The sequence below is a fragment of the Streptomyces sp. CRN 30 genome (genome assembly GCF_034105845.1).
In genome coordinates this window covers 1-26,316 of the sequence record NZ_JAVRHI010000388.1, presented here as the reverse complement: position 1 = coordinate 26,316, position 26,316 = coordinate 1, and the positions used below count along the sequence as shown (strand labels likewise).

Here is a 26,316-nt window from a genome sequence, read left to right as displayed (position 1 = left end):
GCCCTCCTGGACCGGGGCGCGTTCCCCGCGGACCGGCAGCCGGACGCCGTCGTCCTCGCCGGCCTCCCGGGCCGCGGCACCGCCGCCGGCACCTGGGACGAGGAGCTCGACGTCCGCACCGCCTGCCCCGCCCACCGGGGCGCCCTGACCCAGGACGACGGGGTACGGCGCGGCGCGCTCGGTGACGCGGTGCCCCAGGCCCTGCTCACCGCCGCGTACGAGGGCGCGGTCACCGTTCCCGCCCTGATCCTGACCGGAGACGCCGACCCGCTCGCGGACCGCGACGCGCTCGTCCGCACGGCCGGCTCCTGGGGCCGCACCCGTCTCTCGGTGGTGCGCGACGCCCACCACGACGTCCTGAACGACCTCCAGCACCGCTCGGTGGCCGCCGAGATCGTCACCTTCCTGGAGACCCTGCGCAACGACCTGGTGCCGCTGGTCACGGTGCGGTCGAGCGCGTGGTGACCGCCTGAACGCGTCCAGCACCCCCGTATCCCCCTCCCGGAAGGTCCCGCCATGGCCACCGTCCTGTCCGTCTCCGGAAGCCCCTCCGCCACCTCCCGCACCGCACGTCTCCTGCGCCATCTGGACGACCGGCTCCGCCGGCAGGGACACGAGGTGACCGTCCTGGACGTCCGCACCCTGCCCGCCCAGGCCCTGCTCGGTGCGGACTTCGGGCACCCGGCGATCATCGAGGCCGCGGCGCTGTTCGAGCGGGCGGAGGGCGTGGTGATCGGCACCCCGGTCTACAAGGCGGCCTACTCCGGGCTGCTCAAGTCACTGCTCGACCTGCTGCCGCAGTACGCCCTGACCGGCAAGACGGTGCTGCCGCTGGCCACCGGCGGCAGCACCGCGCACGTCCTGGCCCTCGACTACGCGCTGCGCCCGGTGCTCAGCTCGATGGGCGCGGCGCACATCGTTCCCGGCTGGTTCACGCTCGACGAGGACATCGCGGTGGGCGAGGACGGGACGACGGCCGTCGCCCCGGGCTCGGCGGAGGCGCTGGCGCGGGTCACGGACGGGTTCTCCGCCGCCCTGGGCGGCCGTACGACGGTGCTGGCGGCCACCGGCTGAACCACCGGGGACGCCGTGCCCGTCGTCCTGTCCGCCCCCCGCGCCCGACGCTCAGTGCTCGTCGAGCGTCGGGCGCGGGGGCGGCAGGGCGGCGGTGCGGTCCCGCAGCAGGCGTGGCGGCAGGAGCGGGTCGGCGGCCCGTGACTGCCGCCGGACGAACAGCACGGCGAGGACGGGCACGGCACCGGCCGCCCCGACGACCGGCCAGGACAGCCACGGCATGCCGTCCCCGGCCCAGGTGACCGTGAGGAGGAGCGCGCCGACCGTTCCGGTGAGCAGGGCCGCGCCCCCCCAGGTCGGGCGACATGATCGGGGGCGGCACCGGATTCCGGTACCGCCCCCGACGCGCTGTGCTGCTACCTGCTACCTGTGCAGGTCCGCGTTGTCCGTCAGGGCGACGTCGAAGACGTGCATGATGCCCTGGTCGGTGCCCTGCGGCAGCACGACGGCGGCGACCCGCTTGGCCGGGTCGAGGAGGCGGGGGCTGGTCGCGAACACCTTGGCCTGCGTGGTGTCGGAGCCGCCCGCGGCCCGGTTGCGCCCGGTCGTCGTCACCAGCGGCTCGTTGCCGAACTGGTAATTCGTGCCCGGCGTCCAGTCCGTGAACTGCACGGGGACGGACTGGGTGGAGCCGTCGGTGTACTCGACGGTCGCGGTGCCCTGCGCCGGGCCGTTGGTGGCGAGGCCCAGGAAGGAGATGCCGGTGGCCTCGGCCTTGCCCATCGGGATGCGCTGACCGTGCGGGATCCAGTTGTCGGGCTCGCCCGGTTCGGTGTCCGGCCAGGTGAACTCGATGCCGGTGTCACCGAGCGGCAGCTTCGCGCCCGGAGCGGCGCCCGCCTCGGCGAGCCGCTCCCGGGAGAGGGAGTTGTCGCTGACGTCGAGGGACCCCAGATCGCCCTTGCCGTCGGGGGTGGTGCCGATGTTGTTCCGGGCGTCGGCGCCGTCCGTGTACGAGGGCGGGACGTCGGACGCCTTCGTGCCCCAGGTGCCGGGCTCGGACGACATCGTGAAGTCGAGCCGGCCGCCCTTGCGCGTGAAGTCCTCGCTCAGCGAGCTGCGCGTGGTGGCCCGGCCGTCGACCTTCAGGGACTTCACGTACGACACGCGGTCGGCGCCGGGCGCGTTCAGCGTGATCTTCCGCCTGCTGTCCGCGCTGTCCAGCACGACCCGGTCGAACATCGGGCCGCTGACCACCAGGTCGGCGGCGCCGGGGACGGCGGGGAAGAGACCGATGTTCGCCCACACGTACCAGCTGCTCAGCGAGCCGAGGTCGTCGTTGCCGGGCAGCCCGGACGGCGTGGTGTCGTACATCTCGTCCACGGCGCGGCGCAGCACGTCCGCCGTACGGTGCGGCTGCCGCAGCCAGTTGTAGACGTACGGCATGGCGAAGCTGGGCTGGTTGCTCAGATAGGCGCCCGTCACGTCGTGGACGCCCGCGTCGAGCTGCTCGGTGTGCTTGTCGAGGGACTCGGTCGCCGTCTCTGTGCCGCCCCGCTTCTCGACGAGCGTGCCCACGTTGTGCGGCACCATCCACCCGTACTGGTAGCCGGTGGCCTGCTCGAACTGGTCGCCGCGCTCACCCAGGTCGAAGCCCCGGTCGAAGCCGGTGCGGCCGCGCGGGCGGATGTGCTTGCTCTCGTCGTCGAAGACGTGTCGCCAGTTCTGCGCCCGCACCATGAACCGGTCGTACGTCTCCTCGTCGCCGAGCCGCTTCGCGAGCCGGGCGATGCCGAAGTCGTCGACGGCGTACTCCAGCGTCTTCGAGGTCGCCGAGTCGCCCTTGCGGTTCTCGACGAAGCCGACGGACGCGTACTGGTAGCCGTGGCGGCGCTGCGTCGTGTCGGCGGGCAGGGTCTGCGTGGTCCTCATCGACGCGAGGGCGGCCGCGCGGTCGTAGTCCGTGCTGCCGAACGCGTCGATCGAGGCGACGACGGACTGCAGCGAGTCGCCGCTCATCTTCTGCTGTGCCTGGTTGAGGTGCGGCCAGTTCGGCCAGGAACCGGTCTGGGTCACCATGTCGGTGATCGACTGGTTGATGTCGCTGCCGACCTCCGGGAACAGCAGCGCGACCAGTTGCGCCTGGCTGCGGTAGATGTCCCAGCCCGCGTAGGTGACGTAGTGGTGGCGGCCCTCGGCGACCTCGCGCACCTTGCCGTCGTAGCCCAGGTACTGGCCGTTGACGTCGTCGAAGACGTTCGGGTGGAGGAGGGAGTGGTAGAGCGCGGTGTGGAACTTCACGCGCTCCTCGCGGGTGCCGCCGTCCGCGTCGACGGTGCCGAGTGCGTCCTTCCACACCTCGGCGGACTCGGCGCGCACCCGGTCGAAGCCGCGGCCGCGCGTCTCGCTGGTGGCGTTCTGCTCGGCGTTCGCGACGCTGACGTAGCTCAGGCCGGTCTTCGCCGTGACCTTCGCGCCCTCGTCGAAGACGAGCCAGGCGCCCGCGCCGTGCTTGGTCTCCCCGCCGGCGGCCGACGACACGCCCGGGCGCACGTCGGAGCCCTGCCAGGTGCCGTGGGCCCTGACCGGCCGGTCGAAGGTGGTCGAGAAGTACGCCTTGTAGCGTCCGCCCTCGTCGCACACCGAGGCGGTCTCCACCCAGCCGCTGACGGTGCGGCCCTCGACCTTCACCTCGCTGCCGAAGACGCGGTTGTTGGAGCCGGCGACGTCGAGCAGCAGCGTCGAGGTGCTGTTCTGGCCCTTCTGGCCCTTGGGGAAGTCGTAGCGGCTGACGGCGGTGCGCGTGGTCGCGGTCAGTTCCGCCTCGACGCCGCCCGCCAGCTCCACCGAGTAGTAGCCGGGGTCGGCCTCCTCGTCGGCGTGGTCGAAGCCCAGGTAGTAGTCGGTGATCGAGGTGGCCGGGCTGGACGGGAGGCCGCCGTCGTCCAGCTCACCGGTGTAGGGCAGGACGGGGAAGTCGAAGCCGCTGAAACGGCCCTCGCAGCCGGTGCCGGACAACCGGGTCATGCCGAAGCCGCGGATCCTGTCCGCGGTGTACTCGTAGCCGCCCTTCTGGTCCCCGTCCGAGGAGCGGTACGTGGTCGGGCTGGACTGCACCATGCCGAACGGCACGGTCGCGCCCGGCCAGGTGTTGCCGTACGCGCTGTTGCCCTTGTTCTGGGTGGTGTCCAGCTCGGTCCCGATGAAGGGGTCGACGGCCTCGAAGGCGGAGATCTCACGGCCGAGGAGCGACGGGGAGACCGTCGTCGCGGACACCGAAGCCGGTCCGGCGGCGAGCGTGCCGAGGGCGAGGGCGAGGGCGAGGGCGAGGACGAGGGCGATCGTGAGGAGTCTTCGGCGCCCGGGCGGGTACGAGGGAGATCCGGGTGCCGGCTGCCGTGCGGCGGGTGCCCACATGCTGTCCGTGCCTTTCGGTTGACGTGCTGCGTCTCGTCGTGACAACGATGTCGTACCCAAGTGCTGGGCCGCGCACAAGAGTTCATGCGGGCCCGTGCCACGCCGGAACGGTCCGGGGAAGGCGAGGTGAACGCGGTGGGAAGTCGTGGATCCGTGCGACGACGCGCCGCAGGCCACGGGCGAGGAGGAGAACGCCGACCGGACGGCGGCGATATTAGGGTGGGCCCATGCCAGCCACGTTGAGTCCCAGTAGAACCCGCACCGCACTCCGTACCTCGGCACGGATATCCGCCGAACTGCTGCTGGTGCTCGTCATGGTCACCGTGGCCCTGTGGATCCTGGGCCGGATGTGGTCGGTGGTCTGGCCGCTCGTCGTCGGCCTGTTGCTGACCACGCTGACCTGGCCCCTGGCACGTTTCCTGCGCCGGCACCGCTGGCGGCCCGCCCTGGCCGCCTCGGCGGTGACCGTCCTGTTCCTCGTGGTCGCCGCGGGTGTCGTGGCGCTGATCGCCGTGCCCGTGGCCGGCGAGTCCGGCGAGCTGACCGACGGCGTGGTCGAAGGCATCCAGAGGCTGCGCGAATGGGCCGCCGGGCCGCCCCTGAACATCGGGGACGACCAGATCACCAGTGCCTTCGACACCGCGATCGCCCGCGTCCAGGACAGCGTCGACAGCATCATCACGGTCCTCTTCACCGGGGTGAGCACCGTGGTCAACGGCATCGTCACGGCCGTCCTGGCCGTCTTCCTGATGTTCTTCTTCCTCAAGGACGGCCCGCGCTTCCTGCCCTGGCTCACCCGTCAGCTGCCCGGCCGCCTCGCCACCGACATCCCCACCGTGGCCGCACGCGGCTGGGCCACCCTGGGCGCGTTCGTGCGCTCCCAGGCGGTCGTCGGCCTCTTCGACGCCGTCTTCATCGGCGTGGGACTGTGGTTCCTGGACGTCCCCCTGGTGCTGCCCCTCGCGGTGCTGACCTTCATCGCCGCGTTCGTGCCCATCGTGGGCGCCCTGTTCGCCGGCTTCGTCGCCGTCCTCATCGCGCTGGTGTCGAACGGCCCGGTGGACGCCCTCATCGTGCTGGCGATCATCATCGTGGTGCAGCAGATCGAGGGCAACGTGCTCCAGCCCGTCATCCAGAGCCGCGGCCTGGGCCTGCACGCGGCGGTGGTCCTGCTCGTGGTGACCCTGGGCGGCAGCCTGGCCGGGGTCGTGGGCAGCCTGCTCGCGGTACCGGTCGCCGCGGTGATCGCGGTGGTCTGGAACTACCTGCGCGAGCAGCTCAGCGACCCACCGCGGGAGTCGGATGACCCGGTGGACCCGGTGGACCCGGTGGATCCGGGTGATCCGGTGGACCCGAAGGATGCGGGAACCCACGAGCCGTCCGCCGGTGCGCCGCTCACGGCGTGACGGAGGCGTGACGGAGGCGTGACGGAGGCCGTGACGGAGGTGTCACCCACGCTGCCCGCCCCCCTGGGGGCGGGCAGCGGTCGTTGGCGCAGGTGTGCGTGCGAGTCGCCCGGGATCCCTGTCAGGCCCTCCTGGCGAGGTTGTTGTACATGCGGCGCAGATGCTTGGCCGCGGGGCACGGCACACCGTCGGCGTCGCACTGCCGACAGGACCGCAGGTGCGCCTCGTGTTCCTCGCGCGCCTGCCGGAGGGGGTCGTAGGCGTTGTCCATGTGTGTTCCTGGAGTCATGAGGTGCCGCGGGTCTCGCGCGCACACGGAGGGGGAGCGAGCCCTGTTGGTTGCCTGGGGCTCATGACTGCACTTTGATCTTGTTACTGGGAGTACGGCAAGATCGAGAAGGTCACAGCCCGGTGCCACTCCTGCCCGGCGGAAGTGGCCGCCCTCCGGCGAGCCATGACGGTACGTCAGAAACCGGTAAGCGTGATCTTGCCGACGGCGCTGCCGGACTCCAGGACGCGGTGGGCCTCGCGCAGATGGGCCGCGTTGACGGTGCCGAGGTCCGTGGTGGCGGTGGTGGTGAGGATGCCCGCGTCCACGAGCCGGGCGATCTGCGTGAGGATGTGGTGCTGCGTCGCCAGGTCCGGCGTCCCGTACAGGGAGCGGGTGAACATCAGCTCCCAGTGGAAGGAGATGCTCTTCGACTTCAGCAGGCCGATCTCCGCCGAGTCGAAGTCGTCGATGGCGACGATCCGGCCCATCGGCTTCAGCATGTCGGCGTAGGCCGCGAGGTTCCGGTCGGTGCCGGCCGTGCTGAAGACGAGGTCCAGACCGCCGGGCGCGACCTCGGCCACCTGCTGCGGCAGCGGCCGGTGATGGTCGACCACGTGCGTCACACCCATCCTGCGGGCGAACTCGGCGGTCTCCGGCCGTGAGGCGGTGCCCACCACGGTGAGACTGGTGAGTGCGCGGGCCAGCTGGGCCACCATCGCCCCGACCCCGCCCGCCGCGGCCGTCACCAGCAGCGTTCCGGTCCGCTCCAGAGCGCCCTCGCGCAGCCCCAGCCGCTCGAACAGGCCCTCCCAGGCGGTGAGCGAGGTCAGGGGCAGGGCCGCGGCCTCGGTGAAGGTCAGGGTGGCGGGCTTGCGGCCGACGATGCGCTCGTCGACGACGTGGAAGCGTGCGTTCGTACCGGGCCGGTCGATCGCGCCGGCGTAGAAGACCTCGTCACCGGTCCGGAACAGTTCGACCTCGGCACCGACCGCGACGACGGTTCCCGCCGCGTCCCAGCCCAGGACCTTCGGCTCGCCGCCGGGGTCGTTGTTGCGGCGCACCTTGTGGTCCACGGGGTTGACCGCGACGGCCTCCACCCGGACCAGCAGATCGCGCGGCCCCGGGGTGGGCACCGGCAGCCGGATGTCGAGCAGGCTCTCGTCGTCCTGCACGGGCAGGCTGCGGCGGTAGGCGACCGCGGGCATCGTGTCGTCCTGGCTCTCGTTCATGGTCGTGTCTCCTCGTCCGGGTGGCCGTCGACTCGGTGGCGACGCTATCTGCGGAGGGGTAGTAACCTGCAAGGGAGATTACTTCCCTTGGGGAAGTATCCAGCTCAGTGAGTGGATACGGACGGGAAGCAGCCGCAGGACACGCGGCATGGAAGAAGGCGGAGCGGCACACCGATGGTCATGACCTGTACGGCGGAACGGCACGATCACCACGATGTGTACGCGGCCCAGTGCCCGTGCCGCGACGTGCTCGACCTGCTGGCCAACAAGTGGTCCGCGCTGGCGATAGGCGCGATGGAGCAGGGTCCGCAGCGCTTCGGCGCGCTGCAGCGACGTCTGGAGGGCATCAGCCCCAAGGTCCTGACGACCACGCTGCGCCGGCTGGAGGAGCGGGGGTTCGTCGACCGGACCGTCTATCCGGCGGTGCCGCTGCACGTCGAGTACGCGCTCACTCCGCTCGGCCGCAGCGTGGCCGAGCCGCTGGCGGGCCTGCGCCACTGGGTGGAGGACCACCTCGACGAGATCGCCGACGCGCCGTCCGTGTGAGGGGTCGCGCAGGTCGCCGCCCCGTCTCAGCGTTCGGCGCGCTCCCGGGCGCGGGCGGCGGCCGCCGCGACGGCGCCGTGGTGGGCGGGGCCGTGGCCGGGCAGGACGACGTCCGCGTCGATGTGGTCGAACGCGGCGAGGGAGTCCAGCGCGCGGGCGCGGTCCGTGTGGAACATGCCGGGCAGCAGCTGGGGGCCGTCGGCGCGTGCGGTGGGGTGCGCGGTGACGAGGGCGTCGCCGCTGACGAGGACGCCGCTGCCGGGCAGGTGGTAGGCGCAGTGCCCGGCGGTGTGGCCCGGCGTGTGGACGGGGACCGGACCGCCCGGCAGGTCGAGCGGGCCCGGCGCGGGGAAGGGCAGGGGCTCGGTGACGGGGACGTGCGCGGTCCCGCCGGCCCGCAGGGCGTGCACGGCCCAGGGCAGGACACCGGGGCGCCAGGCCCGCGCGAGCACCTGACCGACCGACACCTGGTGCAGGAACTCGCGGCGGGCGTGCGGCACCTCCTCCTCGTGCATCAGCACGGGCGCGCCGTGGGCGGACCGCAGGCGTTCGGCGGCGCCCACGTGGTCGTTGTGGGCGTGGGTGATCAGGACCGCGGTCACCGCGGCGGGCCGGACGCCGACGGCGTCCAGCGAGGCCAGCAGCCGGTCGTGGTCGCCCGGGTACCCGGTGTCGATGAGGGTGGCGCTGTCGCCCTCCTTGACGATGACCCAGTTGGTGTCGCTGCCGGACACCAGGTACACGTGGTCCGCGACACGGACCAGGTCGTCGTCGCGCAGGGCCTTCGGCATGTGCCCCCCCTCCTGTCCTCCTCCCGGTGCGGACGACCGTATCCCAGCGGCGAGGGACCGTCAGGGCCGCGGGCGAGGTTCGATGCGCACGGGGACCGGACCGTTCGCCACCGCCGCCGAGGGGGACGGTCCGCCGCCGATCGTGTTCTGCGCCAGGGCGCCGGCCACGGTCCGCGCCCTGGTCACGGCGCGGTCGGCGACGGGGCCGACGTACGTCCGCCGGACGGTCGCGGTCCACAGCTCCAGCCAGCGGTCGAAGTGCTCGTGCCGCAGCGGGTGCTCGGCGTGCAGGTCGCGGTGGGCCCGCAGGGCGTTCCTGCGGTACACGCCGGGAGTCAGCAGGGAACTCTCCCAGAAGTCCGCCATGATCCGCAGGTGCGCGGGCCAGTCGACGCGGGCCACCTCGGTGAACAGGGGGCCGATGAGGGGATCGGCGAGGACACGCCGGTAGAAGGAGTCCACCAGGGTCTCGACGTCCCGGCGGTCGCGGATGTCACCGGGCGCGAGGGCCGGGGATCCGGGTGCGGGAGCCGGGGTGGCGGGCCGACGCTGCTCGCCGGTGCTCGTCATGAAGGGGTCGTCCTTTCCGGGGGCGGGCAGCGTGCCGGCTGCCCGCCCGTATGTCCGTGCCTGTTTCCTGCGTGCCCGTGCCTACCTGCTGAGCCAGAGGTCCGGGCCGAAGACCTCGTAGTGGACGGCGGCGGGGTGCAGCCCCTTGGCCAGGAGGGTGCCGCGGACGGCCTGCATGAAGGGGAGGGGGCCGCACAGGTACGCGGTGGTGTCCTCGGGCAGGGACAGACCGGTGAGGTCCGCGCGGCCGTCGTGGGCGTTCCCGGCCGCGAGCTCGGCGGCCCCGGTGTCGTACCACAGGTGCAGGGAGGCGTCGGGCAACTGGCCGACGAGCGCGAGGTGTTCGGCCCGGTGCGCGTGCCGGCCGGGGGAGCGGTCGGCGTGGACGACGGTGACCGGGCGGCGCGAGCCGGTGGCGGCGAGGTGGTCGAGCATGGACAGCATGGGGGTGATGCCGATGCCGGCGGAGGCGAGCAGGACCGGGCCGTCGCCGTCCGGGAGGACCAGGTCACCGAAGGGCAGGGAGACCCGCAGCAGCTGCCCGGGGCGGGCGTGGGCGTGCAGCCAGGACGACACCTCCCCGTCGGGGACGGTGCCGTCGGCGGAACGTTCGCGCTTGACGGTGATGCGCCAGGTCTTGCGGTCGGGGGCGGTGGTGAGGCTGTACTGGCGGATCTGGCGCGCGCCGTCGGGCAGTTCGACCTGGACGCTGACGTACTGCCCCGACCGGAAGGGTTCGGTGGGCAGGCCGTCCGGGCGGCGCAGTACGAAGGAGGCGGCGTCCGGCGTCTCCTCGGTGCGCCCGGCGATCTCCATGTCGTGCCAGACGTCACCGTTGCCGACCTGCGCCTGGGCGTACAGCCGCGCCTCCATGGCGACGAGCGCGTTCGCCATCAGCCAGTACACCTCGTCCCATGCGGCGGCCACCTGGGGCGTGACGGCGTCACCGAGGACCTCGGCGACGGCGCCCAGCAGGTGGCGGCCGACGAGGGGGTACTGGTCGGGGGTGATGCCCAGGGAGGCGTGCTTGTGCGCGATGCGGCCCAGGATCGCGTCGGGGTGTTCGCCCGGCCGTTCCACCAGCACGGTCGCGAAGGCCGCCACGGCGCCCGCGAGGGCCTCCTTCTGTGCGCCGCTGGCCTGGTTGGTGCGGTTGAACAGGTTCCGCAGGAGGTCCGGGCGCTCTTCGAACATGCGGCGGTAGAACAGCTCGGTGATCGTGCTCAGACGGGCACCCACGGCGGGGAGCGTCGCTCGGACGACCGGGGTCGACTGCGCGGAGAGCATGGGAACTCCTGTCTCGCATCCGAGATGCAGATCGCAGGACGCGCGTCGAGGAGGCACCTCGAGGACGCGCGTCGGAGGAAGGTGGGCAACTGTCCTCGACGGCGCGAGGAACTGGCAAACGGTGTGCCACGGTTTCAGCCGGGCGGGCCGCCCAGCGACAGCAGGACGGGGCCGGTGGGGGAGACGACGAGGTCGTCCACGCCGAGCCGGTCCAGCGAGGTGTAGAAGGCCTCCTGGGCCTGGAGCAGTGCGTGCCGCAGCCGGCAGCCGCCGGCCAGCGGGCAGGGGTTGTCCCCCTCACACTGGACCGTCTCGTGGTCCCCTTCCAGCTGCCGGACCAGCTGCCCCACGCCGGTGCGCCGTCCCGACGCGGTCAGCGCGAGACCGCCGCCGCGGCCCCGGTGCGCCTCGATGACGCCGAGGCGCTGCAGGTGGGTGATCGCCTTCGCCATGTGCGTGTACGGCACGCGCACGGCCTCGGCGATCTGCTGGGTGGTGAGGCGCTCCCGGCCGTCGACGACGGCCAGGCGCATCACCGCGCGCAGAGCCAGATCCGTGTACTTGGTCAGTCGCACACTGACATCCTAGATTAATTGGTATCTCAGATGCCAATTAAAGGGCGTGTGTCCTAGGTCTCCTGATCCATGGCGTGGGCGGGTGAGCGGGCGGAGGTGCGATCGCCCTCGACGGTCGGGATCCGAGGTCCGCGTCAGCCCGGGGGCCGCGTCAGCCAGGGGTCGCGTCAGCCCAGGGTCTGCGTCAGCTCGCTGCGGTCCGCCGAGTGGACGACGCGGCCGTACGCTCCGTTGACGATCGGCATGTGCGGCGGCACGTGGCCGCACTCCACGTCGGCGATGATCGGCACGCCGAGGGGGCCCAGGGCGTCGAGGACGGCCTCGTGCTGGCTGAGGGACCTGCTGTCCGGGGCGCCGGTCCGGCCGACGAGGACGGCGTTCGCGTGGTCGAAGAACCCGGCGAGCCGCATCCCGTGCAGGTTGCGGCAGATGGTGAACGCGCTGTCCTCGCACGCCTCCACGTACACCAGGAGCCCGTCGGGGGACTCGGTGCGCGCGAAGGCCGGGACGTCGAGGTAGGCCGTCCCGGCGAGGTTGCACAGCGTCTCGATGCAGCCGCCGATCAGCCTCCCCTCGGCCGCCACGTCACCGGTGCCGTCCAGTCGGGTCCAGGTGCCCGGGGCGTCGAGCGTGTAGTCGCGCACGTCGGGGAAGGCGGCGAAGTCGTCGAAACCCCCGGTCCGGTGGAGGCCGTACGGGATCTGGCCGAACCGGTGCCCAGGGGGCGCGGTGACGACGTCGAGCCACGAGAGCAGTCCCTCGGACACGCGGTAGGGGGTGTCCATGAGGTTGTTGCCGTGGACGGTCGCGACGCCGGTGAGCAGGGTCAGCGGGGTGAGCAGGGTCGACATGTCGGAGTACCCGACGAGCCAGGTCGGCTCCGCCTCCCGCAGCCGGTCCCAGTCGAGCAGCGGCACCAGGTCGATCGCGGTCTCCCCGCCCCACGGCGGCACGACGGCCCGGACGGTGGGGTCGGTCAGCATCGACATCAGTTCTTCCGCGCGGTCGGCGGCCGGGGCGCTGACGTGCCCGGAGCCGTCCATGCATGCACCGACGACGACCTCGTACCCCCGCTCCCGCACCTCACGGACGGCGACGTCGAGGCGCCCGCGCAACTCCTTCGGGACCCCGCTCGAGGGGGAGGTGACACCGACACGGTCACCGGGACGCAGCGGGCGTGGATAGCGGACTGGCATGCGCCGAATACTGGCACGGTGCCGCGCCGATCGACACTTGTTTGTCGCGCTCACGAGATCGTCGGGGGCGGTCGCCGGACCGCGAGGGCGAACGGGCCGCTTTAAACGGATCGTTCACAATAATGCGTTGACGTCGAGTCGTGTGCCGTCCATCCTCGTCCCATGGCACCGACCCCTGACGACCACGCCGACCCCTTCACGCCCCCGCAGCCCGAACAGGCGCGGGCGGAGCGGGTGTACGCCTCCCTGTTCCGCATCGCCCAGCGGCACGCGACCTCGGAAGAACAGCGCCGCAGGCAGATCCACCCTTCGGTCATCGGACCGCACGAGGCCATCAGGCTCGTGTCCTTCCTGCTCAGCGGAGCCGCACAGCTGGACGACGGCGAACCGGAGGTCGACCACACCGACATCACGGCCGCGCTGAGCCTCGTGCCGCTGGCCCGCGGCGAGATGGACGAACTGGAGGCCGGACTCCTCCAGATGGCGCGGGGCCGTGGCATGACCTGGAACGAGATCGCGTTCGGACTCGGTCTCGGTACGCCGCAGGCCGCCAGGCAGCGCTATGAACGGCTGGCCGGCCGGACGGACTGACCGTGAGACCGCGTCGGACCGGACAGACTGACCGCATGACTGCATCGGATCCGAAGACCGACCTCCACTTCTACCTGCAGGCCGCCCGCGATGCCCTGCTGTGGAAGCTCGAAGGACTCCCCGAGTACGACGTGCGCCGCCCGCTGACGCCGACCGGCACCAACCTCCTGGGACTGGTGAAGCATGCCGCGGGCGTGGAGCTGGGGTACCTCGGCGACACCTTCGGACGGCCGTCCGGCGAGCCGCTGCCCTGGCTCGACGACGGTGCCGAACCCAACGCGGACATGTGGGCCACCGCCGAGGAATCACGGCAGTACGTCCTGGAGCTCTACCGCCGGGCGTGGGCGCACGCGGACGCGACGATCGACGCGCTGGCCCTCGACACGGTGGGCCGGGTGCCGTGGTGGCCGGACGGCAGGGACGAGGTGACCTTGCACCATGCCGTGACGCGTGTGATAGCCGATACGCACCGGCACGCCGGACACGCCGACATCCTCCGGGAGCTCCTGGACGGTGCCGTGGGGATGAGCAAGGACAACGACAGCATGCCGTCGGGCGATCCGGCGTGGTGGGAGGACCATCGGAACCGACTGGAGCGCGCGGCGAAGGAAGCCGGCCGGAACGGCTGACCGACGCCCGCCGGCACTCCCGGCCGACAGCTCGTCGGCCGGGAGTGCCGGCGGGCGTCGGGGCTGCCGGATCTGCCGGGGCCGCTCAGGCTCAGCGGTGTATCCGCTCCGGTGCAGCCGCGGGCGAGGAGACGGCCGGCAGACCGGGCAGCTGCCGGCGCTGCTGGGTGGACGGTGCGGAAGGGGTGGACGGGGCAGCAGGATCGGCCGGATCGGCCGGGTGCAAGGGGAACGTGCCGGTGAGCGCCCCGTACACATGGTTGACGCGGGCCGCCCCGATGGGGTCCGGCAGCCAGGCGCCGTTCTCGTCGAACCGCTCGTACTTGGTCATGTTGTAGCCGAGGGCCACCTGCCGGCTGCCGTCCTCGCTGGACAGCGCCATGGTTCCGGCCCCCCAGACGATGCCGTCGTGCCCCCAGTACCGCCGGCCGGACAGCTCCTGGCTGAGGATGCCCAGCCCGTATCGCACACCCGCCTCCCCGCCCGGGGCCGACCCGGGCACCGGGACGGTCGTCCTCATGGCGCGCAGCTCGTCGGGGCCGAGCAACTCGCCGCCCAGCAACTGCCGGTAGAAGTCGTTGAGGTCCTGCATCGTCGAGACCAGCCCCCCGGCCGTACCGGCCCAGGACATGTCGTAGACGCTGTAGTCACGGGCCGGGTCGATGAGGCCGTACATCGACTCGTACATCCTCGCGTGCGGTCCGGAGAGACGGGGCGTGCGCGGGAAGTACGTGTGCCGCAGTCCGGCCTTCCGGATCACTTCACGGGTGATGTACTCCTCGGGGTCCTGGCCGGTGACCTTCCGCAACAGCAGCCCGGCGATGATGTAGTTGGTGTTCGCGTAGCCGAAGCTGCCGCGCTCGGCCTCCGGTTCGGCGGCGAGGCCTGTGCGGACCAGTTTCTCGGGCTCCCGGTGGCGGAAGCGGGCCTCGTCGAGGGCCTTGGCGGGGTTCACGAGGAGGCCGGGGAAGGCGTCCAGGTCGTAGTCCCCGAGGCCGCTGGTGTGGTTGAGCAGCATCCGGACCGTCACCTCACGGCCGCCCTCGCCCGGTACGAGCCCGGGCAGGTAGCGGCCGATCGGCGCGTCGAGGTCGACCCGCCCCCGCTGCACCTGCTGAAGGACGGCCACCGAGGTGAAGGTCTTGGTGACACTGCCGATCCGGTGCTCGAAGTCCGGCCGCACCGGACGCCCGGTGTCCACGTCCGCCACCCCGGCGGCCCCGCGCCACCGCGCGGAACCGTCACGGACCGCCGAGTAGGCGCCGTGCATCCCGGCCTCGTGGAACGCCTCCAGCGACTTCCCGAGGGCCTCGTGGTCGAGCCCGTGACCGTGACCCTGGCCGAGGGACACGGCAGGCACTCCCGGAGGGGGAGCCGCCTGCGCCGCCTGCGCCGGTATCGCCGCGATCGCCAGCGAGAGGACCGCGGTCGAGGCCGCCGCGGCCGGCGACAGTTTCCCCCGGCGCGGACGGCTGTTGGTGCTCGGGCGGGCTGAGCGCATGATCGACGGCTCCTGTCTCGCTGGGGGCCGCACGCATCGACGTGCGCGTGCATCATCCATCGTGGCCGCGGGACCCGTGGTGGTCATCCTCCCTCGGGACGAGTCCGCACACGGAAACACACGGCACCCGACTGACGGATGACCGTGGGGAGTTCGCGCGCGGGCACGCACGGAGGGCTGTCCGCCTCTGGCGTACGAGCCGTCGGGCCACCGCGTGCAGGCCGAACCCGTCGAGTGCCTCCTGGTAGTAACCGGAACGTCCGCCCGCACGGTGTCCGTCGGCAGCCGCGGCGGCGACCAGGACGGCCGTCCCCGCGACGGCCGTGGTGAACTCGTGCCCGTCGATCGACTCCAGCCGCTGCCACAGCCGTTCGGGCACCTGCGAGTACTGGCCGACGTTGAGCACGGTGGTGACCGCGATGTACCAGAGGGTGGCGACCATCAGCAGGGGGATGACCTGGTGGGTCCGGTTGTAGAGCAACTGGGCCGAGAAGAGCAGGTCGTACACGGCCAGTACGCTCACGATGCTGGTGCCCTGGTCTGTCCGGCGTCCACGGAGAGGATGCCGCCGCGCACCACCTCGGCGGCGTAGGCGGCCTCGTGCGGCGTGGGGCGGCGGACAGTGCGGGGGCGTTTGTGACGCAAGTATTGACGTGTCCCCGACATGACTCTAGCTTCTGACCGACCTCGCGAACAGTGTTCGACATGCCGACCACCTGTGAGTGGCGGACGGAAGCCCGGAGGACTGATGAGCGACACCTCGCGTCCCGCCCGTACGCCTTCCCGCAGACTGTTCCTCGGCATGGCGGCCGCCGTACCGCTCGGCGTCGCCGCCGAGCTGACTCTGGGAGCGTCCCCCGCCCGGGCCGCCGACTCGGCCTACGTGATGGGGTACTTCACCGAATCCCCGAACGGCACGGGCACCGACTACGGCCTGCACCTCGCCGTCAGCACGGACTCCCGCCACTGGACGCCCCTCAACCAGAACAACCCCGTCGTCACGCCCACCCAGGGCGCCGGCGGCCTGCGCGACCCGTTCATCATGCGCAAGCGGGACGGCACCTTCGTCGTCCTCGCCACCGACCTCAAGGGCACCGACTGGGGGTACAACAGCCAGTACATCCACGTCTGGGACTCCACCGATCTGCGCTCCTTCACCAACTACCGGCGGCCCAGGCTGCACGGCATGACCACGCACAGCTGGGCCCCGGAGGCGTTCTGGGACGCGGGCCGCGGCCGGTACGCGCTCCTCTACTCGTCCGTGAACGAGAGCGGACACAACGTGCTCATGGTCAACTACACCGCGGACTTCCGCACCGTCTCCTCCCCGCAGGTCTTCTTCGACCCCGGTTACGACGTCATCGACGGGAACGTGGCCGTCGGCGTCAACGGGGTCAACTACCTGTACTTCAAGCGGGAGGGCGCGCTGGTCGGGGCGAGGTCCACCTCCTTGAACCCCGGCAGCTTCACGCCCTTCACCGCCCCGGTGTCCCACGGCGGCACCGAGGCGCCCATCCTGGTCAAGTCGCTGACGTCGAACACGTGGTACCTGTGGGCAGACACCTACACGCCCAACGGTGTCTTCTACGCCTGGCAGACCACCGACCTGGCCGCCGGCACCTGGACCCCGCTGAACCAGCGCGACTACACCCAGCCGGTCAACTCCAAGCACGGCACCATCGCGCCGATCACCTCCGCCGAGTACACGAACCTCGTCTCCGCCTGGGGCGCGCCCGCCTGGATCCGGCTGAAGTCCTACAACCACCCGGACCGTTACGTCCGCCACGCGAACCTCGCCGCCCGGATCGACCCCTACCCCTTCGACCCCTACGCCGACGCGCAGTGGACGCTGGTGCCCGGCCTGGCCGGCGCCGGCGTCTCCTTCCGCTCGGTCAACTACCCGACGCGCTACCTGCGTCACTTCACCTACGAGGTGCGGCTGGACCCCGACGACGGCACCGCGCAGTTCGCCCAGGACGCCACGTTCCACCGGGTGGCGGGCCTGGCCGACAGCACGTGGTCGTCCTTCCGTTCCCACAACGACTCCAGTCGCTACCTGCGCCACGCCGGCTTCCTGCTGCGCACCGACCCCGTCTCCACCGCCACGGACCGGGCGGACGCCACCTTCTCGGTCGGGTACTGAGCGGGCGGCCGGGGTGCGGGACCTCGGTGGCAGGATGGCCCCATGACGAACTCACCCGCACCGTCCACCCGTTGCGCGTCCTCCGGCTCCTTCCTGTCGCTGTGGTCGCAGGACTCCGTGCTGTCGATAGGCTCGGTGGGCTCGGTGCTGTCCATAGGATCCGTCGGCTCGGCCCTGTCGGTCGGCTCGATCGGGAGCGCCCTGTCCGCCGGCTCGATCGGTTCCGGTCTGTCGCTGGTCTCGGTGGGCTCGTGGCTGAGCACGTGGTCGCTGTTCTCCGCCCAGTCGAAGAGGTCGGTGCTGTCCGTGCGTTCCTCGCGCGGCCTGATGTCCGCCGGAGTGGTGGCGGCAGCCGCCGGGACCGCCCTGCTGCTGGCACGGGCGCGGGACGGGGCCGAGTGAAGGCACGATGGAGAACCGGCCGGGTGCGCGGTGCCGTCCACCGCGCCGCCGACGCGCGGCGCCCGGACTCGCCCGACGTGACCGCCCTGCAGTACACGGCGCTGACCGTGCCGGAGCGGCACGACGGCCTCACCGCCGCCCAGCTCGCCCGCGCTCCTTCGTCACCGCCCAGTCCATGGCCGACATGGTCCGCACCCTCGAAGGCCGCGGTTACGTCGTCCGGCACCCCAACCCGGCCAACCGGCGCGAACTCCTCATCGCGCTGACCGACCTCGGCCACCGGCTCCTGGCCGACTACGCGCAGCCCGTGCGCGAGGTCGTGCTGCGGATGACCGAGGGCCTGACCGCCGACGACACCGACCGGCTGCGCGCCGCGCTCGACCACGCCTGGCTCCGGCTCTCCTGACACCGACGCGGGGCGCGGGCGCCCGGCCTCCCTTGATCGTCGCCGCACCGGCTGCCAGGATGCTCGGGTTCCTTCCCACTGGACGGTTCTTCCCCGGCGTACGGCAGAGACGGAGTCACGTGAGCGAGACCGAGGTCGTCACCGCGCCCGGACCCCTGCTGCTGGCGGACGGCCGGCCCGCCGCGGAGGCCTGGTCCCTGGACCCCGCCCTGCGCCACCTCAACCACGGCTCGTTCGGCGCGGTCCCCGTCGTGGCGCAGGAGCGGCAGAACGCGCTGCGGGCGGAGATGGACCGCGCTCCGGTGGTGTGGTTCCCCGAGCTGCCGCGACGGATCGCCGCCGCCCGTACGGACATCGCAGGCTTCCTCCGCGTCGCCCCCGACGACCTGGCCCTCGTGCCGAACGCGAGCGCCGGCGCCAGCACCGTGTACGCCTCCCTGGACCACCGCCCCGGCGGCGAGATCGTCGTCACCGACCACGGCTACGGGGCCGTCACCATGGGAGCCGAACGGCTGGCCCGCCGCTGGGGCGGCCGGGTGCGGACCGCCCGCGTACCGCTCGACGCGGACGAGGAGCAGGCGCAGGAGGCCGTGGTCGCCGAGTTCGGCGACGCGACCGCGCTCGTCGTCCTCGACCACATCACCTCGGCCACCGCCCGCCGCATGCCGGTCGCCGGGATCGGCGCGGAGGCCCGCCGGCGCGGGATACCGCTGCTCGTGGACGGCGCCCACGCCCCCGGCCTGATCGCCGCCCCGCTCGACGGCGTGGACTGCGACTTCTGGGTCGGCAACCTGCACAAGTGGGGCTGTGCGCCGCGGGGTACGGCGGCGCTGGTCGCCCGGGGGCCGCTGCGCGAGGGGCTGTACCCGCTCATCGACTCCTGGGGCGCCACCGACCCGTTCCCGGACCGCTTCGACCAGCAGGGGACGCTGGACTGCACGAACCACCTCGCGGCGCCCACGGCACTCGACCTCGTCGAGCGCACGTGGAGCTGGGACGCCGCCCGTGTCCACATGGACGAACTGGCCGGCTACGGCGAGCGGATCGTCGGCGCCGCGTTCGCCGAGGGGACCGGCGCCGATGACGCCGGTCCCGTCGACGTGGGGATGCCGGTCCCCGGTATGCGGCTCGTACGGCTGCCCGAAGGTCTGGGCCGTACCCGTGCAGAGGCGGACGCGCTGCGCGACCGCGCCCCCGCCGAACTGGGCGTGGAGGCGGCCTTCACCAGCTTCGGCGGCGTCGGCTACCTGCGGCTGTCCGCCCACGTCTACAACACGCCAGCGGACTACGAGTACTTCGCGGAGAAGTGCGTGCCCGTCGTCTGCGAGTGGTCACGAGCGGCTCGCTCGTGACCACGTCCCGCGACAGTGGTCCCCCCGGCCCCTCAGCCGTTCCGGCGGACGGGCTGGGGGAGTGGCTGCCGTCCACGGCGGATCGTGTGGGCCGCGTCGATGCCGTAGCACACGTCGCGGAAGAAACGCTTGCAGGTGGTGCCGAGTGCGCGCATGTCGGTGCCTGCCTCTCCGTTGCTCATCGTGGGCCCGTGGTGGCCGCTGCGGCTCCGTGCACCGCTGTCCGCAACGGTCCCGCGGCGGCCCGTACCGGAACAGTGGCGGAAGTGACACTCTTCGCTAAGATTCCGCCATGGTCTCCACAGGGGAGCGAGGGACGTCCCGACGGCAGCGGGAACTGCCGTACCGCGTCGCCGTCCTGGTGACCGACCAGTCCTCGTCCTTCGAGATCGGCATGGTCACGGCGGTGTTCGGCCCGGGGCTGAGCGATCTGATCCCCGACCACTACGAGCTGCGGCTCTGCGCCGAGCAGCCCTCCTCGGTGCCCCTGGCGGGCGGGGCGGTGCTGACCACGCGGTACGGGCTGCGGCAACTGCGCTCGGCCCACACGGTCATCGTGACCAGCAGCGCCGACCCGGGCGCACCGCCGTCCCCGGCGCTCGTGGCGGAACTGCGGGCGGCCCACCGCGCCGGCGCGCGCATCGTCTCGACGTGCATGGGCGCCTTCACCCTGGCGGCGGCCGGTCTGCTCGACGGCCGCCGGGCCACCACCCACTGGCGCCAGGCCGAACTGCTGCGCACCCGCCACCCGCAGGTCGAGGTGGATCCCGATCCGCTCTACGTCGACGACGGCGACGTCCTGACGGGCGCGGGCAGCGCCGCCACGCTCGACCTCTGTCTGCACCTGGTGCGCAAGGACTTCGGCACGGAGCTGGCCAACGCGGTGGCGCGCCGCCTGGTCATCCCGCCGCACCGGGACGGCGGCCAGGCGCAGTACATCGAGGCGCCGGTGGCGGTGCCGGCCGAGCACAACGGGGTCGCGCGCAGCATGGCCTGGGCGCTGGAGCACCTGACCGAGCCGATCACGGTGAAGGCGCTGGCCCGGCAGGCGAACATGTCCGAGCGCAGCTACCTGCGGCACTTCGCCAGGGTCACGGGGAGCTCACCGATACGCTGGCTGATCTCGCAGCGGGTACGGGCGAGCCTGCCGCTGCTGGAGGCCTCCCGCGCCTCGGTGGAGGAGGTCGCGGCGGCCGTGGGCTTCGAGTCACCCGTCACCTACCGCCACCACTTCGCCGCCCTCATGTGCACCTCGCCGTCGGCCTACCGCCGCGGCTTCCGCACCGTACGGAGGAATCAGGAGGCTGCGCGCACTGTCGGTCTTCGGTGAGCGCGCGTCCCCCCGCACCCTGGCCGTGGGTCAGCGGCGCCGCAGGACCCACTTCTGCACGGCTTCGAGAGGCCCCGTCGAGAAGCGGCGGAGCCACAGCGTGGAGCCCACCATCAGCAGCACGCACACCACCGTCCACAGACCCATCACCCACCATGGCCCGCCCCCGGTGCCGAACCGCGCCGCCAGGCCCAGGCCGAAGCCGTAACAGGCGAACACGCACAGCACGTTCTGCGCCACGTACGCGGACAGTGCCGTACGGCCCACGGAGGTGAGCGCCGTCAGCAGCGTGCCGGGCCGCCGCACCCGGTCCACCAGTGCGCCGATCAGCCCGATGTACCCGACGGCGAGCAGCGGGGCCGCGCCGTACCGGTCCACGAGGAAGAAGTCCTGACCGCCCAGCGCCGCCACCACGCCGAGCGGCAGGCCGAGGCCCAGCCCCCAGACCAGCATGCGGGACCGCAGACGGCGTCCGGTCGCGTCCGCGCCGAACGCGCCCGCCCGGTACAGCCGGACACCCAGCAGGAAGAGGAACACCGACAGGGGGAAGGTCAGCACCGGCTCCAGGCGCAGCGCCACGGCGTTCTCCAGCCGGAAGGCGACCTGGTCCAGGTAGCCGCCGTGCGCGTACAGGTCGACGACCCGCGGGGAGACCCGGTCGTCGTCCGGGGCGTCGGCCGAGCCGAGCGCGGCCGTCAGCAGACCGATCAGCGCGAGGTGGGTGCCCGCCGCCCACCACATCACCCGCCGCCGCGCCCGCTCCGAACGGGTCAGCAGCCAGGCGACGCACAGTGCGGTGACCGCGTAGCCCATCAGCACGTCCCAGGCGAAGACCAGGACGAAGTGCAGCGTGCCCTCGGCGAACAGGAACAGCGCCCGCCACCGGTAGCGCCCCGGCCAGGGCTCCCCGCGGCGCGCCGCCGAGCCGTACTGGATGGCCAGGCCGACCCCGAACAGGAGGGTCAGCAGCGACAGGAACTTGCCGTTGGCGAGCAGGACGAAGACGCTCCGGGCGGCCTCGGCGGGCGAGCCGAAGGAGATCTCGGCCGTGCCGGACCGCAGGACGGCCCACTCCGCGCCCGGCCCCGCGAAGACCCAGACGTTGGTCATGAGGGTGCCGAGGACGGCTGTTCCGCGCAGTACGTCGAGGAGCGGGAGCCGTTGTCCGTGGGTGGGGGACGCCGGCGCCTGCCGGGCTCGGGTCCCGATGTCGTTCATGACTCCATCGTCCCGGCGGTACCGCGACGATCCATCGTGCGCGGGACCGAACCGGGCGTACATCGAAGGATGCAGAGCACCGTTCGCGACTCCGCTGCCTCGCTGACTCGCTGGGGAACCCTCGAAACGGAAGAATCCGTACCGGTAGTACGGATGATCTTCGACGGGTAGCGTGAGGCCGATGCAGCAGCAACCGACCTTCGTACTGGTCCACGGAGCCTTCGCGAACTCCTTCTCCTTCGCCCCGCTCCAGGCCGAGCTCGGTCTCCTCGGACACCGTTCGGTCGCCGTCGACCTGCCCGGCCACGGTTTCGGAGCGACCTACACCCGTGCCTACCAGGCGCCGCAGGACCCGGAGGCGCTCGCCACCGCGCCCGGTTCGATCAAGGGCGTCACGCTCGCCGACAACGCCGCGCACGTGACCGGCGTCCTGGAGCGGGCCAAGCGGAACGGGCCGGTGATCCTCGTCGCCCACAGCCGCGGCGGCGCCACGGCCACCGCCGTCGCCAACGCCCGGCCCGACCTGATCGACCGCATCGTCTACGTCTCGGCCTGGTGCCCCGTCGCCCTCGACGTCGGCGACTACTACGCCGAGCCGGAGATGGCCACGGTCGACCCGGCCTCCCTGGCCCTGGCGGCGGTGGGGAATCCGGCCGAACTGGGCCTGCTCCGCGTCAACTTCCGCACCGCGGACCCGGACGCCCTCGCCGCGTTCAAGGCGGCCTTCCTCGCCGACGGCACCGACGAGGAGTTCCTGACCTTCCTCAACACCTTCCAGCCCGACGAGAACCTGGACGTCGGCACCTCCGCCGACCGGGCGCGGGCCGACACCTGGGGCCGGATCCCGAAGACCTACGTCCGCCTGACCGACGACACGAGCATGCCGCTCGTCATGCAGGACCGGCTGATCCGCGAGGGCGACGCCCTGACGCCGGACAACCCGTACGACGTCCGCACCCTGCCGGGCAGCCACCTGAAGTGGCTGGTCGACCCGGCGCCGGCGGCGCGGGTCCTGGCCGAACTCGCGGACCTCGTACGGTGATCCCCGTCGCCTTCCCGCTCTGCCAGGGTCGCCCGCATGTTCCCCTTCCGTGCGTAGGAGCCGGCGTCGCCGCGTCCACCGGGCGCGGCTTCAGCCGTCCACGCACACGTGAGCGCCGCCCGTCCGGCGCCACCCACCAAGGAAGGTGAGCAGGCCGGCGCCGCGGAGTCTCAGCAGGTCTCGCGCACGTACGCGTCGTCGCCGGGGGCGGTGACGTCCAGGTCGCGCAGGACGACGCTGAGGCGGTCGCCGTACTCGCGGCACGTCTTGTCGAATGCCTGCTCGTCGTACTCGATGACGATGACGTCGTCGCCGAAGCCCTCGGTGTAGTCGCCGCACTCGTCCCACTCACCGCACTCCTCGGAGACGGCGAAGTCGAGACCTGTCTCCTCGCGCGCGGTGGAGAAGGCGGGGGTGTTCTTCTGCCCGATCGCCAGGCCCCGCTCGTGGGCGTGGTCGGCAAGCAGCCGGACGAACGCCTTGGCGTCGTCCTCGCCGATCAGGTCCTCGAAGCGGGAGAACGTGTCGAGGTTGTCGGGCTCGACGGCGTCGTAACCCGCGTCGGCGCAGGTGTCGGTCATGGCGTTGACCTTGGCGGCGATCTTCTCGCGCTTGTCGTCGGTGCGGATGTCGAGGACGGCCTCGCCCCAGTCGTCGTCGTAGACGACGTCGCCGTTCGCGTCCTCCAGCAGCAGGTCGCCCCACTCCTTCTCGGCGCCCGGCTGGGCCTGGAAGGCGTTGACGTAACAGATGTTGTAGAGGCCGTCCGCCGGGTCCTCGGTGTAGTCGCGGGTGACGACCTCGACGTCGGACGCCGGGGTGTAGGGCTCGCCGATCTGGTAGTCGAAGACGGCGCCGGCGGGGGGCGGCTGCACGGCGGCGGTGGGGGACGCGCTCGCGCTCGAGCCGCAGGAGACGAGGAGGGCGCCGACGACGGCGGTGGCCGAGGCCGTCGCCACGGCGGCGACGGGCCCGCGGGACCGGGCGCGCTGGGTGTGGTGCATGAGTGAGCTCCGTGGAGTGGGGGCACGGCCCCGCCTCGGACACCGCGTCGCTGCGGCCGTCCTGGCGACTGTGTCCGGGCTTGCGGCGCTGTGCGGACCGCGCTACCGGCTGGGCGTACCTCTGGCGTCAGGTGCTCGATCCTGACGCAGCAGGGAGTAAACCGATCAGTTCGCGTCATGTCAACCGACGGCTGACGGCTGACGGCTGACGGCTGACGGCTGACGGCCGACGGCCGACGGCCGACGCCCGACGGGTCAGACGCGGCACCGGCGGCGCGGACGGGCCGGCGGCCGGGACGGTCACGGCGGCCTGTAGCAGTCTGCGCCCGCCGGGGTGAGGAGGCTGTGCCGGACACAGACGTCCGGCGGCCGCGCTCCGCCCGGCGGCCGGGGCGGTGCGGACCCGGTCCACCGGGCCACGGAGAATGGCCGGTCATGAGTCGCACAGATGCCCCGGCCACGCTCCCGCTGCTCCGGCTGACCGACGTGGGCCGCAGCTACGGGGACCACGTGGTCCTGCGCTCGGTCAGCCTGGACCTCCACCCCGGGGAGTTCGTCGTGATCATGGGGGACAACGGGTCGGGCAAGTCGACGCTGCTGCGCGTGGCCTGCGGCCGGGAGCAACCGACCTCGGGTGCGGCGCTGTTCGACGGGCAGCCGGTGGACGAGGACGCGGCCGCGACACGGTCGAGGCTCGCCACGGTCATCGACCCGGGCGCCTGCTACCCCGACCTGACCGTACGGGAACACCTGATGCTCGTGGCCCTCGCCCACGGGCTCGGCGACGCGGCGGACGACGCTGTCGAGGAGGCACTCGCCCGGCACCGGCTGACCGACCACGCCGACGCCCTGCCCACGGCCCTGTCCTCGGGGCAGGTCCAGTCCCTGCTCCTCGCCGCCGCGTTCGTCCGCCCGCACGACCTCCTCGTCCTGGACGAGCCCGAACAGCGCCTCGACAGCCGGGCGCGGCACGACCTCGCCCGGCGGCTGGCCGACCACCGCGACCGCGGGACCGCCGTCCTCGCGGTGACGCACCACGAGGCGGTGGGCGCCGCCGCGGACCGGGTGCTCACGCTGGAGGACGGCGTGCTGTCCCCGGCCGGCTCCCCCTCCGGCCGGGGAGGGCCGCGATGAGCCTCCTGCGCGCACCGCGGGCCACGGTACGTCTCCTCACCGTGGACGAGCCGACCGCGCGCGTGCTCGGCCACCTGCGCGAGGCCCGCCGCGCCACGCGCGAGGAGAGGCGCCGGAGCCTGGCCTTCACCTTGTACGGCGTCGCGCTCGTCGGCGGCTTCTGGGGCGTGCCCGGCCTCCTGGCCGCCGCCCGGGCCGGACGCGGCGGGGACCGGCCGCCGGCCGTCATGACGGACATCGTGACGAGCCTTGCGGTGACACTCCCGGTGCTGCTGCTCCTGGTCCTGCTGGGCACGGCCCGCGCGGCGGTGTGGCGCGGGCCCGTCCTGGTGGCCGAACCGACCGTGAACTGGCTGCTGAGGACGCCCGTGCGGCGCGGCCCGCTGCTGCTGCCCCGGTTCGCGGCGTCCGCCGGGACGACCGCGGCGGTGGCCGGGGTGCTGGGCGGAGCCGCGGGCTTCCTGCTGTACGCCTCCGGGCCGCACCCGTGGCCGGTCGCGACCCTCGCCGGGGCCTGGGCGGGCGTCGCCACCGGTCTGATGGCCGGCGCCCTCGGCGTCTGCGTCGAGCGCCACGACCGCTGGGTGCTGCGGTACGGGGCGCGGGCCTTCGGCCTGGCCTGGACGGCCGCGGCGGCCGTGGTGGCCGGCGCGGCGCTGACAGTGGCCCGGGGGACACCCGACTGGGCGGCCCACCTCTTCCTGTGGTCGGGACCGTGGGGCTGGTCCGCGCAGCCCCTGGTCGCCGCGGTGGGCGGCCCGGCCCCCTGGTGGGGAGCGGGAGCCGCCCTGTCCGTCGCCTGCTCGGCCGCGCTCGCCGTGCCGGTGGCCCGGCAGCTCCCGCTCATCCCCGTCGGCGCGCTGCGCCGCCGGGCGACGGTGGCCTCCACCGTCGCGGCCTCCCTGATGATGCTCGACCTGCGGCAGGCCAGGGCCGGTCTCCCCGCGCTGCGGAAGGACCGGTCACGCCCCGCCGTGCGGCTGCCCGTGCCGCGCCACGCCCTGCTGCTGGTGCCCTGGCGTGACGCGACCGCGCTGCTGCGCACCCCCGGCCGCCTGGTCCGGGCGGCGGTGTGGGCCACGGCAGCGGTCGCGCTCACGGTGACGGCCCGTCAGGCGCACGGCGACGCACGGGACCTCCTGTGTGTCGCCGCGCTCGTGGCGGAGTACCTGGCCGCCGCCCAGCTCACGGAGCCCGCGCGCCGGGAGGGCGACGACGTGCGCCGCTCCGCCGCCCTGCCGTGGACGGCCCGGCAACTGGCG

25 protein-coding genes and 3 pseudogenes are annotated in these 26,316 nt (G+C 72.6%); 14 read left to right on the top strand and 14 right to left on the bottom strand.

Translation table 11 applies throughout. The features are described 5' to 3' along the window. A pseudogene (locus tag UW392_RS41970) lies at positions 1–465 on the top strand (alpha/beta hydrolase); the annotation flags it as partial. A gap of 51 nt (positions 466–516) precedes the next feature. Further along, positions 517–1,074 (top strand): NADPH-dependent FMN reductase, encoded by a 558-nt coding sequence (gene ssuE, locus UW392_RS41965; RefSeq protein ID WP_320780546.1) that lies wholly within the window; start codon positions 517–519, stop codon positions 1,072–1,074. 51 nt (positions 1,075–1,125) lie between these two features. Here the strand turns inward: ssuE and UW392_RS41960 are convergent, their stop codons facing one another. Further along, positions 1,126–1,296: a hypothetical protein gene (locus UW392_RS41960; protein WP_320780545.1), complete on the bottom strand. Its 171-nt coding sequence runs from the start codon at positions 1,294–1,296 to the stop codon at positions 1,126–1,128. 141 nt (positions 1,297–1,437) lie between these two features. After that, complete coding sequence (locus UW392_RS41955; RefSeq protein WP_320780544.1) at positions 1,438–4,431, bottom strand: GH92 family glycosyl hydrolase; 2,994 nt, start codon at positions 4,429–4,431, stop codon at positions 1,438–1,440. A 227-nt stretch (positions 4,432–4,658) separates the two neighbouring features. On the opposite strand from UW392_RS41955, the gene UW392_RS41950 reads away from it, so the two are divergent. Then, positions 4,659–5,837, top strand: coding sequence for an AI-2E family transporter (locus UW392_RS41950; protein ID WP_320780543.1), 1,179 nt, complete (start codon positions 4,659–4,661; stop codon positions 5,835–5,837). Positions 5,838–5,958: 121 nt separating this feature from the next. Here the strand turns inward: UW392_RS41950 and UW392_RS41945 are convergent, their stop codons facing one another. Both UW392_RS41945 and UW392_RS41940 read right to left on the bottom strand, forming a co-directional pair. Further along, the gene (locus UW392_RS41945) at positions 5,959–6,108 is read right to left on the bottom strand and encodes a hypothetical protein (protein ID WP_320780542.1); all 150 of its coding nucleotides are present in this window, start codon (positions 6,106–6,108) and stop codon (positions 5,959–5,961) included. 194 nt (positions 6,109–6,302) lie between these two features. Next, the gene (locus UW392_RS41940; RefSeq protein ID WP_414497154.1) at positions 6,303–7,313 is read right to left on the bottom strand and encodes a zinc-binding alcohol dehydrogenase family protein; all 1,011 of its coding nucleotides are present in this window, start codon (positions 7,311–7,313) and stop codon (positions 6,303–6,305) included. Between the two features lie 204 nt (positions 7,314–7,517). Here UW392_RS41940 and UW392_RS41935 point away from each other — a divergent pair, with 204 nt between their 5' ends. Continuing rightward, on the top strand, positions 7,518–7,883 hold the full coding sequence (locus UW392_RS41935; protein WP_320780540.1) for a helix-turn-helix domain-containing protein: 366 nt from the start codon (positions 7,518–7,520) through the stop codon (positions 7,881–7,883). Positions 7,884–7,909: 26 nt separating this feature from the next. On the opposite strand, the gene UW392_RS41930 is transcribed toward UW392_RS41935, so the two are convergent. The 5 genes from UW392_RS41930 to UW392_RS41910 form a co-directional block, all read right to left on the bottom strand. Beyond that, positions 7,910–8,674, bottom strand: coding sequence for an MBL fold metallo-hydrolase (locus UW392_RS41930; protein WP_320780539.1), 765 nt, complete (start codon positions 8,672–8,674; stop codon positions 7,910–7,912). A 60-nt stretch (positions 8,675–8,734) separates the two neighbouring features. Continuing rightward, positions 8,735–9,244: a group III truncated hemoglobin gene (locus UW392_RS41925; RefSeq protein WP_320780538.1), complete on the bottom strand. Its 510-nt coding sequence runs from the start codon at positions 9,242–9,244 to the stop codon at positions 8,735–8,737. An 81-nt stretch (positions 9,245–9,325) separates the two neighbouring features. Further along, positions 9,326–10,531, bottom strand: coding sequence for a globin domain-containing protein (locus tag UW392_RS41920; RefSeq protein ID WP_320780537.1), 1,206 nt, complete (start codon positions 10,529–10,531; stop codon positions 9,326–9,328). 134 nt (positions 10,532–10,665) lie between these two features. Beyond that, positions 10,666–11,106: an Rrf2 family transcriptional regulator gene (locus UW392_RS41915; RefSeq protein WP_320780536.1), complete on the bottom strand. Its 441-nt coding sequence runs from the start codon at positions 11,104–11,106 to the stop codon at positions 10,666–10,668. Positions 11,107–11,273: 167 nt separating this feature from the next. Continuing rightward, the gene (locus UW392_RS41910; RefSeq protein WP_320780535.1) at positions 11,274–12,302 is read right to left on the bottom strand and encodes a S66 peptidase family protein; all 1,029 of its coding nucleotides are present in this window, start codon (positions 12,300–12,302) and stop codon (positions 11,274–11,276) included. Positions 12,303–12,464: 162 nt separating this feature from the next. Here UW392_RS41910 and UW392_RS41905 point away from each other — a divergent pair, with 162 nt between their 5' ends. Continuing rightward, the gene (locus tag UW392_RS41905; protein ID WP_320780534.1) at positions 12,465–12,893 is read left to right on the top strand and encodes a DNA-binding protein; all 429 of its coding nucleotides are present in this window, start codon (positions 12,465–12,467) and stop codon (positions 12,891–12,893) included. 35 nt (positions 12,894–12,928) lie between these two features. Then, complete coding sequence (locus UW392_RS41900) at positions 12,929–13,522, top strand: DinB family protein (RefSeq protein WP_320780533.1); 594 nt, start codon at positions 12,929–12,931, stop codon at positions 13,520–13,522. Positions 13,523–13,613: 91 nt separating this feature from the next. On the opposite strand, the gene UW392_RS41895 is transcribed toward UW392_RS41900, so the two are convergent. Together UW392_RS41895 and UW392_RS41890 are read right to left on the bottom strand one after the other, a co-directional pair. Further along, positions 13,614–15,023: a serine hydrolase domain-containing protein gene (locus UW392_RS41895; RefSeq protein ID WP_320780532.1), complete on the bottom strand. Its 1,410-nt coding sequence runs from the start codon at positions 15,021–15,023 to the stop codon at positions 13,614–13,616. Between the two features lie 385 nt (positions 15,024–15,408). Continuing rightward, positions 15,409–15,632, bottom strand: a pseudogene (locus tag UW392_RS41890) (amino acid ABC transporter permease); the annotation flags it as partial. Positions 15,633–15,771: 139 nt separating this feature from the next. On the opposite strand from UW392_RS41890, the gene UW392_RS41885 reads away from it, so the two are divergent. From UW392_RS41885 to UW392_RS41870, 4 genes and pseudogenes are all read left to right on the top strand, one after another. Beyond that, positions 15,772–17,166, top strand: a complete 1,395-nt coding sequence (locus UW392_RS41885) for a glycoside hydrolase family 43 protein (protein ID WP_320780531.1) — start codon at positions 15,772–15,774, stop codon at positions 17,164–17,166. A gap of 42 nt (positions 17,167–17,208) precedes the next feature. Further along, a complete protein-coding gene (locus tag UW392_RS41880) occupies positions 17,209–17,568 on the top strand; it encodes a hypothetical protein (RefSeq protein WP_320780530.1) in 360 nt (119 codons plus the stop codon). A gap of 23 nt (positions 17,569–17,591) precedes the next feature. Continuing rightward, a pseudogene (locus UW392_RS41875) lies at positions 17,592–17,974 on the top strand (MarR family winged helix-turn-helix transcriptional regulator). Positions 17,975–18,093: 119 nt separating this feature from the next. Beyond that, positions 18,094–19,326, top strand: a complete 1,233-nt coding sequence (locus UW392_RS41870; RefSeq protein WP_320780529.1) for an aminotransferase class V-fold PLP-dependent enzyme — start codon at positions 18,094–18,096, stop codon at positions 19,324–19,326. Positions 19,327–19,358: 32 nt separating this feature from the next. Here UW392_RS41870 and UW392_RS41865 read toward each other — a convergent pair whose 3' ends face one another. Next, a complete protein-coding gene (locus UW392_RS41865; RefSeq protein ID WP_320780528.1) occupies positions 19,359–19,508 on the bottom strand; it encodes a hypothetical protein in 150 nt (49 codons plus the stop codon). 110 nt (positions 19,509–19,618) lie between these two features. Between UW392_RS41865 and UW392_RS41860 the strand changes: the two genes are divergently transcribed. Continuing rightward, on the top strand, positions 19,619–20,656 hold the full coding sequence (locus UW392_RS41860) for a helix-turn-helix domain-containing protein (RefSeq protein WP_320780527.1): 1,038 nt from the start codon (positions 19,619–19,621) through the stop codon (positions 20,654–20,656). 30 nt (positions 20,657–20,686) lie between these two features. Here UW392_RS41860 and UW392_RS41855 read toward each other — a convergent pair whose 3' ends face one another. Continuing rightward, positions 20,687–21,874 carry a DUF418 domain-containing protein gene (locus UW392_RS41855; protein WP_320780526.1) on the bottom strand — a complete coding sequence of 396 codons (1,188 nt, stop codon included), beginning with the start codon at positions 21,872–21,874 and terminating at the stop codon, positions 20,687–20,689. 181 nt (positions 21,875–22,055) lie between these two features. Here UW392_RS41855 and UW392_RS41850 point away from each other — a divergent pair, with 181 nt between their 5' ends. Then, entirely contained in the window at positions 22,056–22,916 is an 861-nt protein-coding gene (locus UW392_RS41850; protein WP_320780525.1) for an alpha/beta hydrolase, read from the top strand. Between the two features lie 170 nt (positions 22,917–23,086). On the opposite strand, the gene UW392_RS41845 is transcribed toward UW392_RS41850, so the two are convergent. Beyond that, the gene (locus UW392_RS41845; protein WP_320780524.1) at positions 23,087–23,920 is read right to left on the bottom strand and encodes an endo alpha-1,4 polygalactosaminidase; all 834 of its coding nucleotides are present in this window, start codon (positions 23,918–23,920) and stop codon (positions 23,087–23,089) included. 435 nt (positions 23,921–24,355) lie between these two features. Here UW392_RS41845 and UW392_RS41840 point away from each other — a divergent pair, with 435 nt between their 5' ends. Beyond that, complete coding sequence (locus tag UW392_RS41840; protein ID WP_320780523.1) at positions 24,356–25,054, top strand: ABC transporter ATP-binding protein; 699 nt, start codon at positions 24,356–24,358, stop codon at positions 25,052–25,054. Further along, the coding region (locus UW392_RS41835) for a DUF6297 family protein (RefSeq protein WP_320780522.1) at positions 25,051–26,316 on the top strand (1,266 nt) is incomplete at its 3' end. The genes UW392_RS41840 and UW392_RS41835, both read left to right, overlap by 4 nt.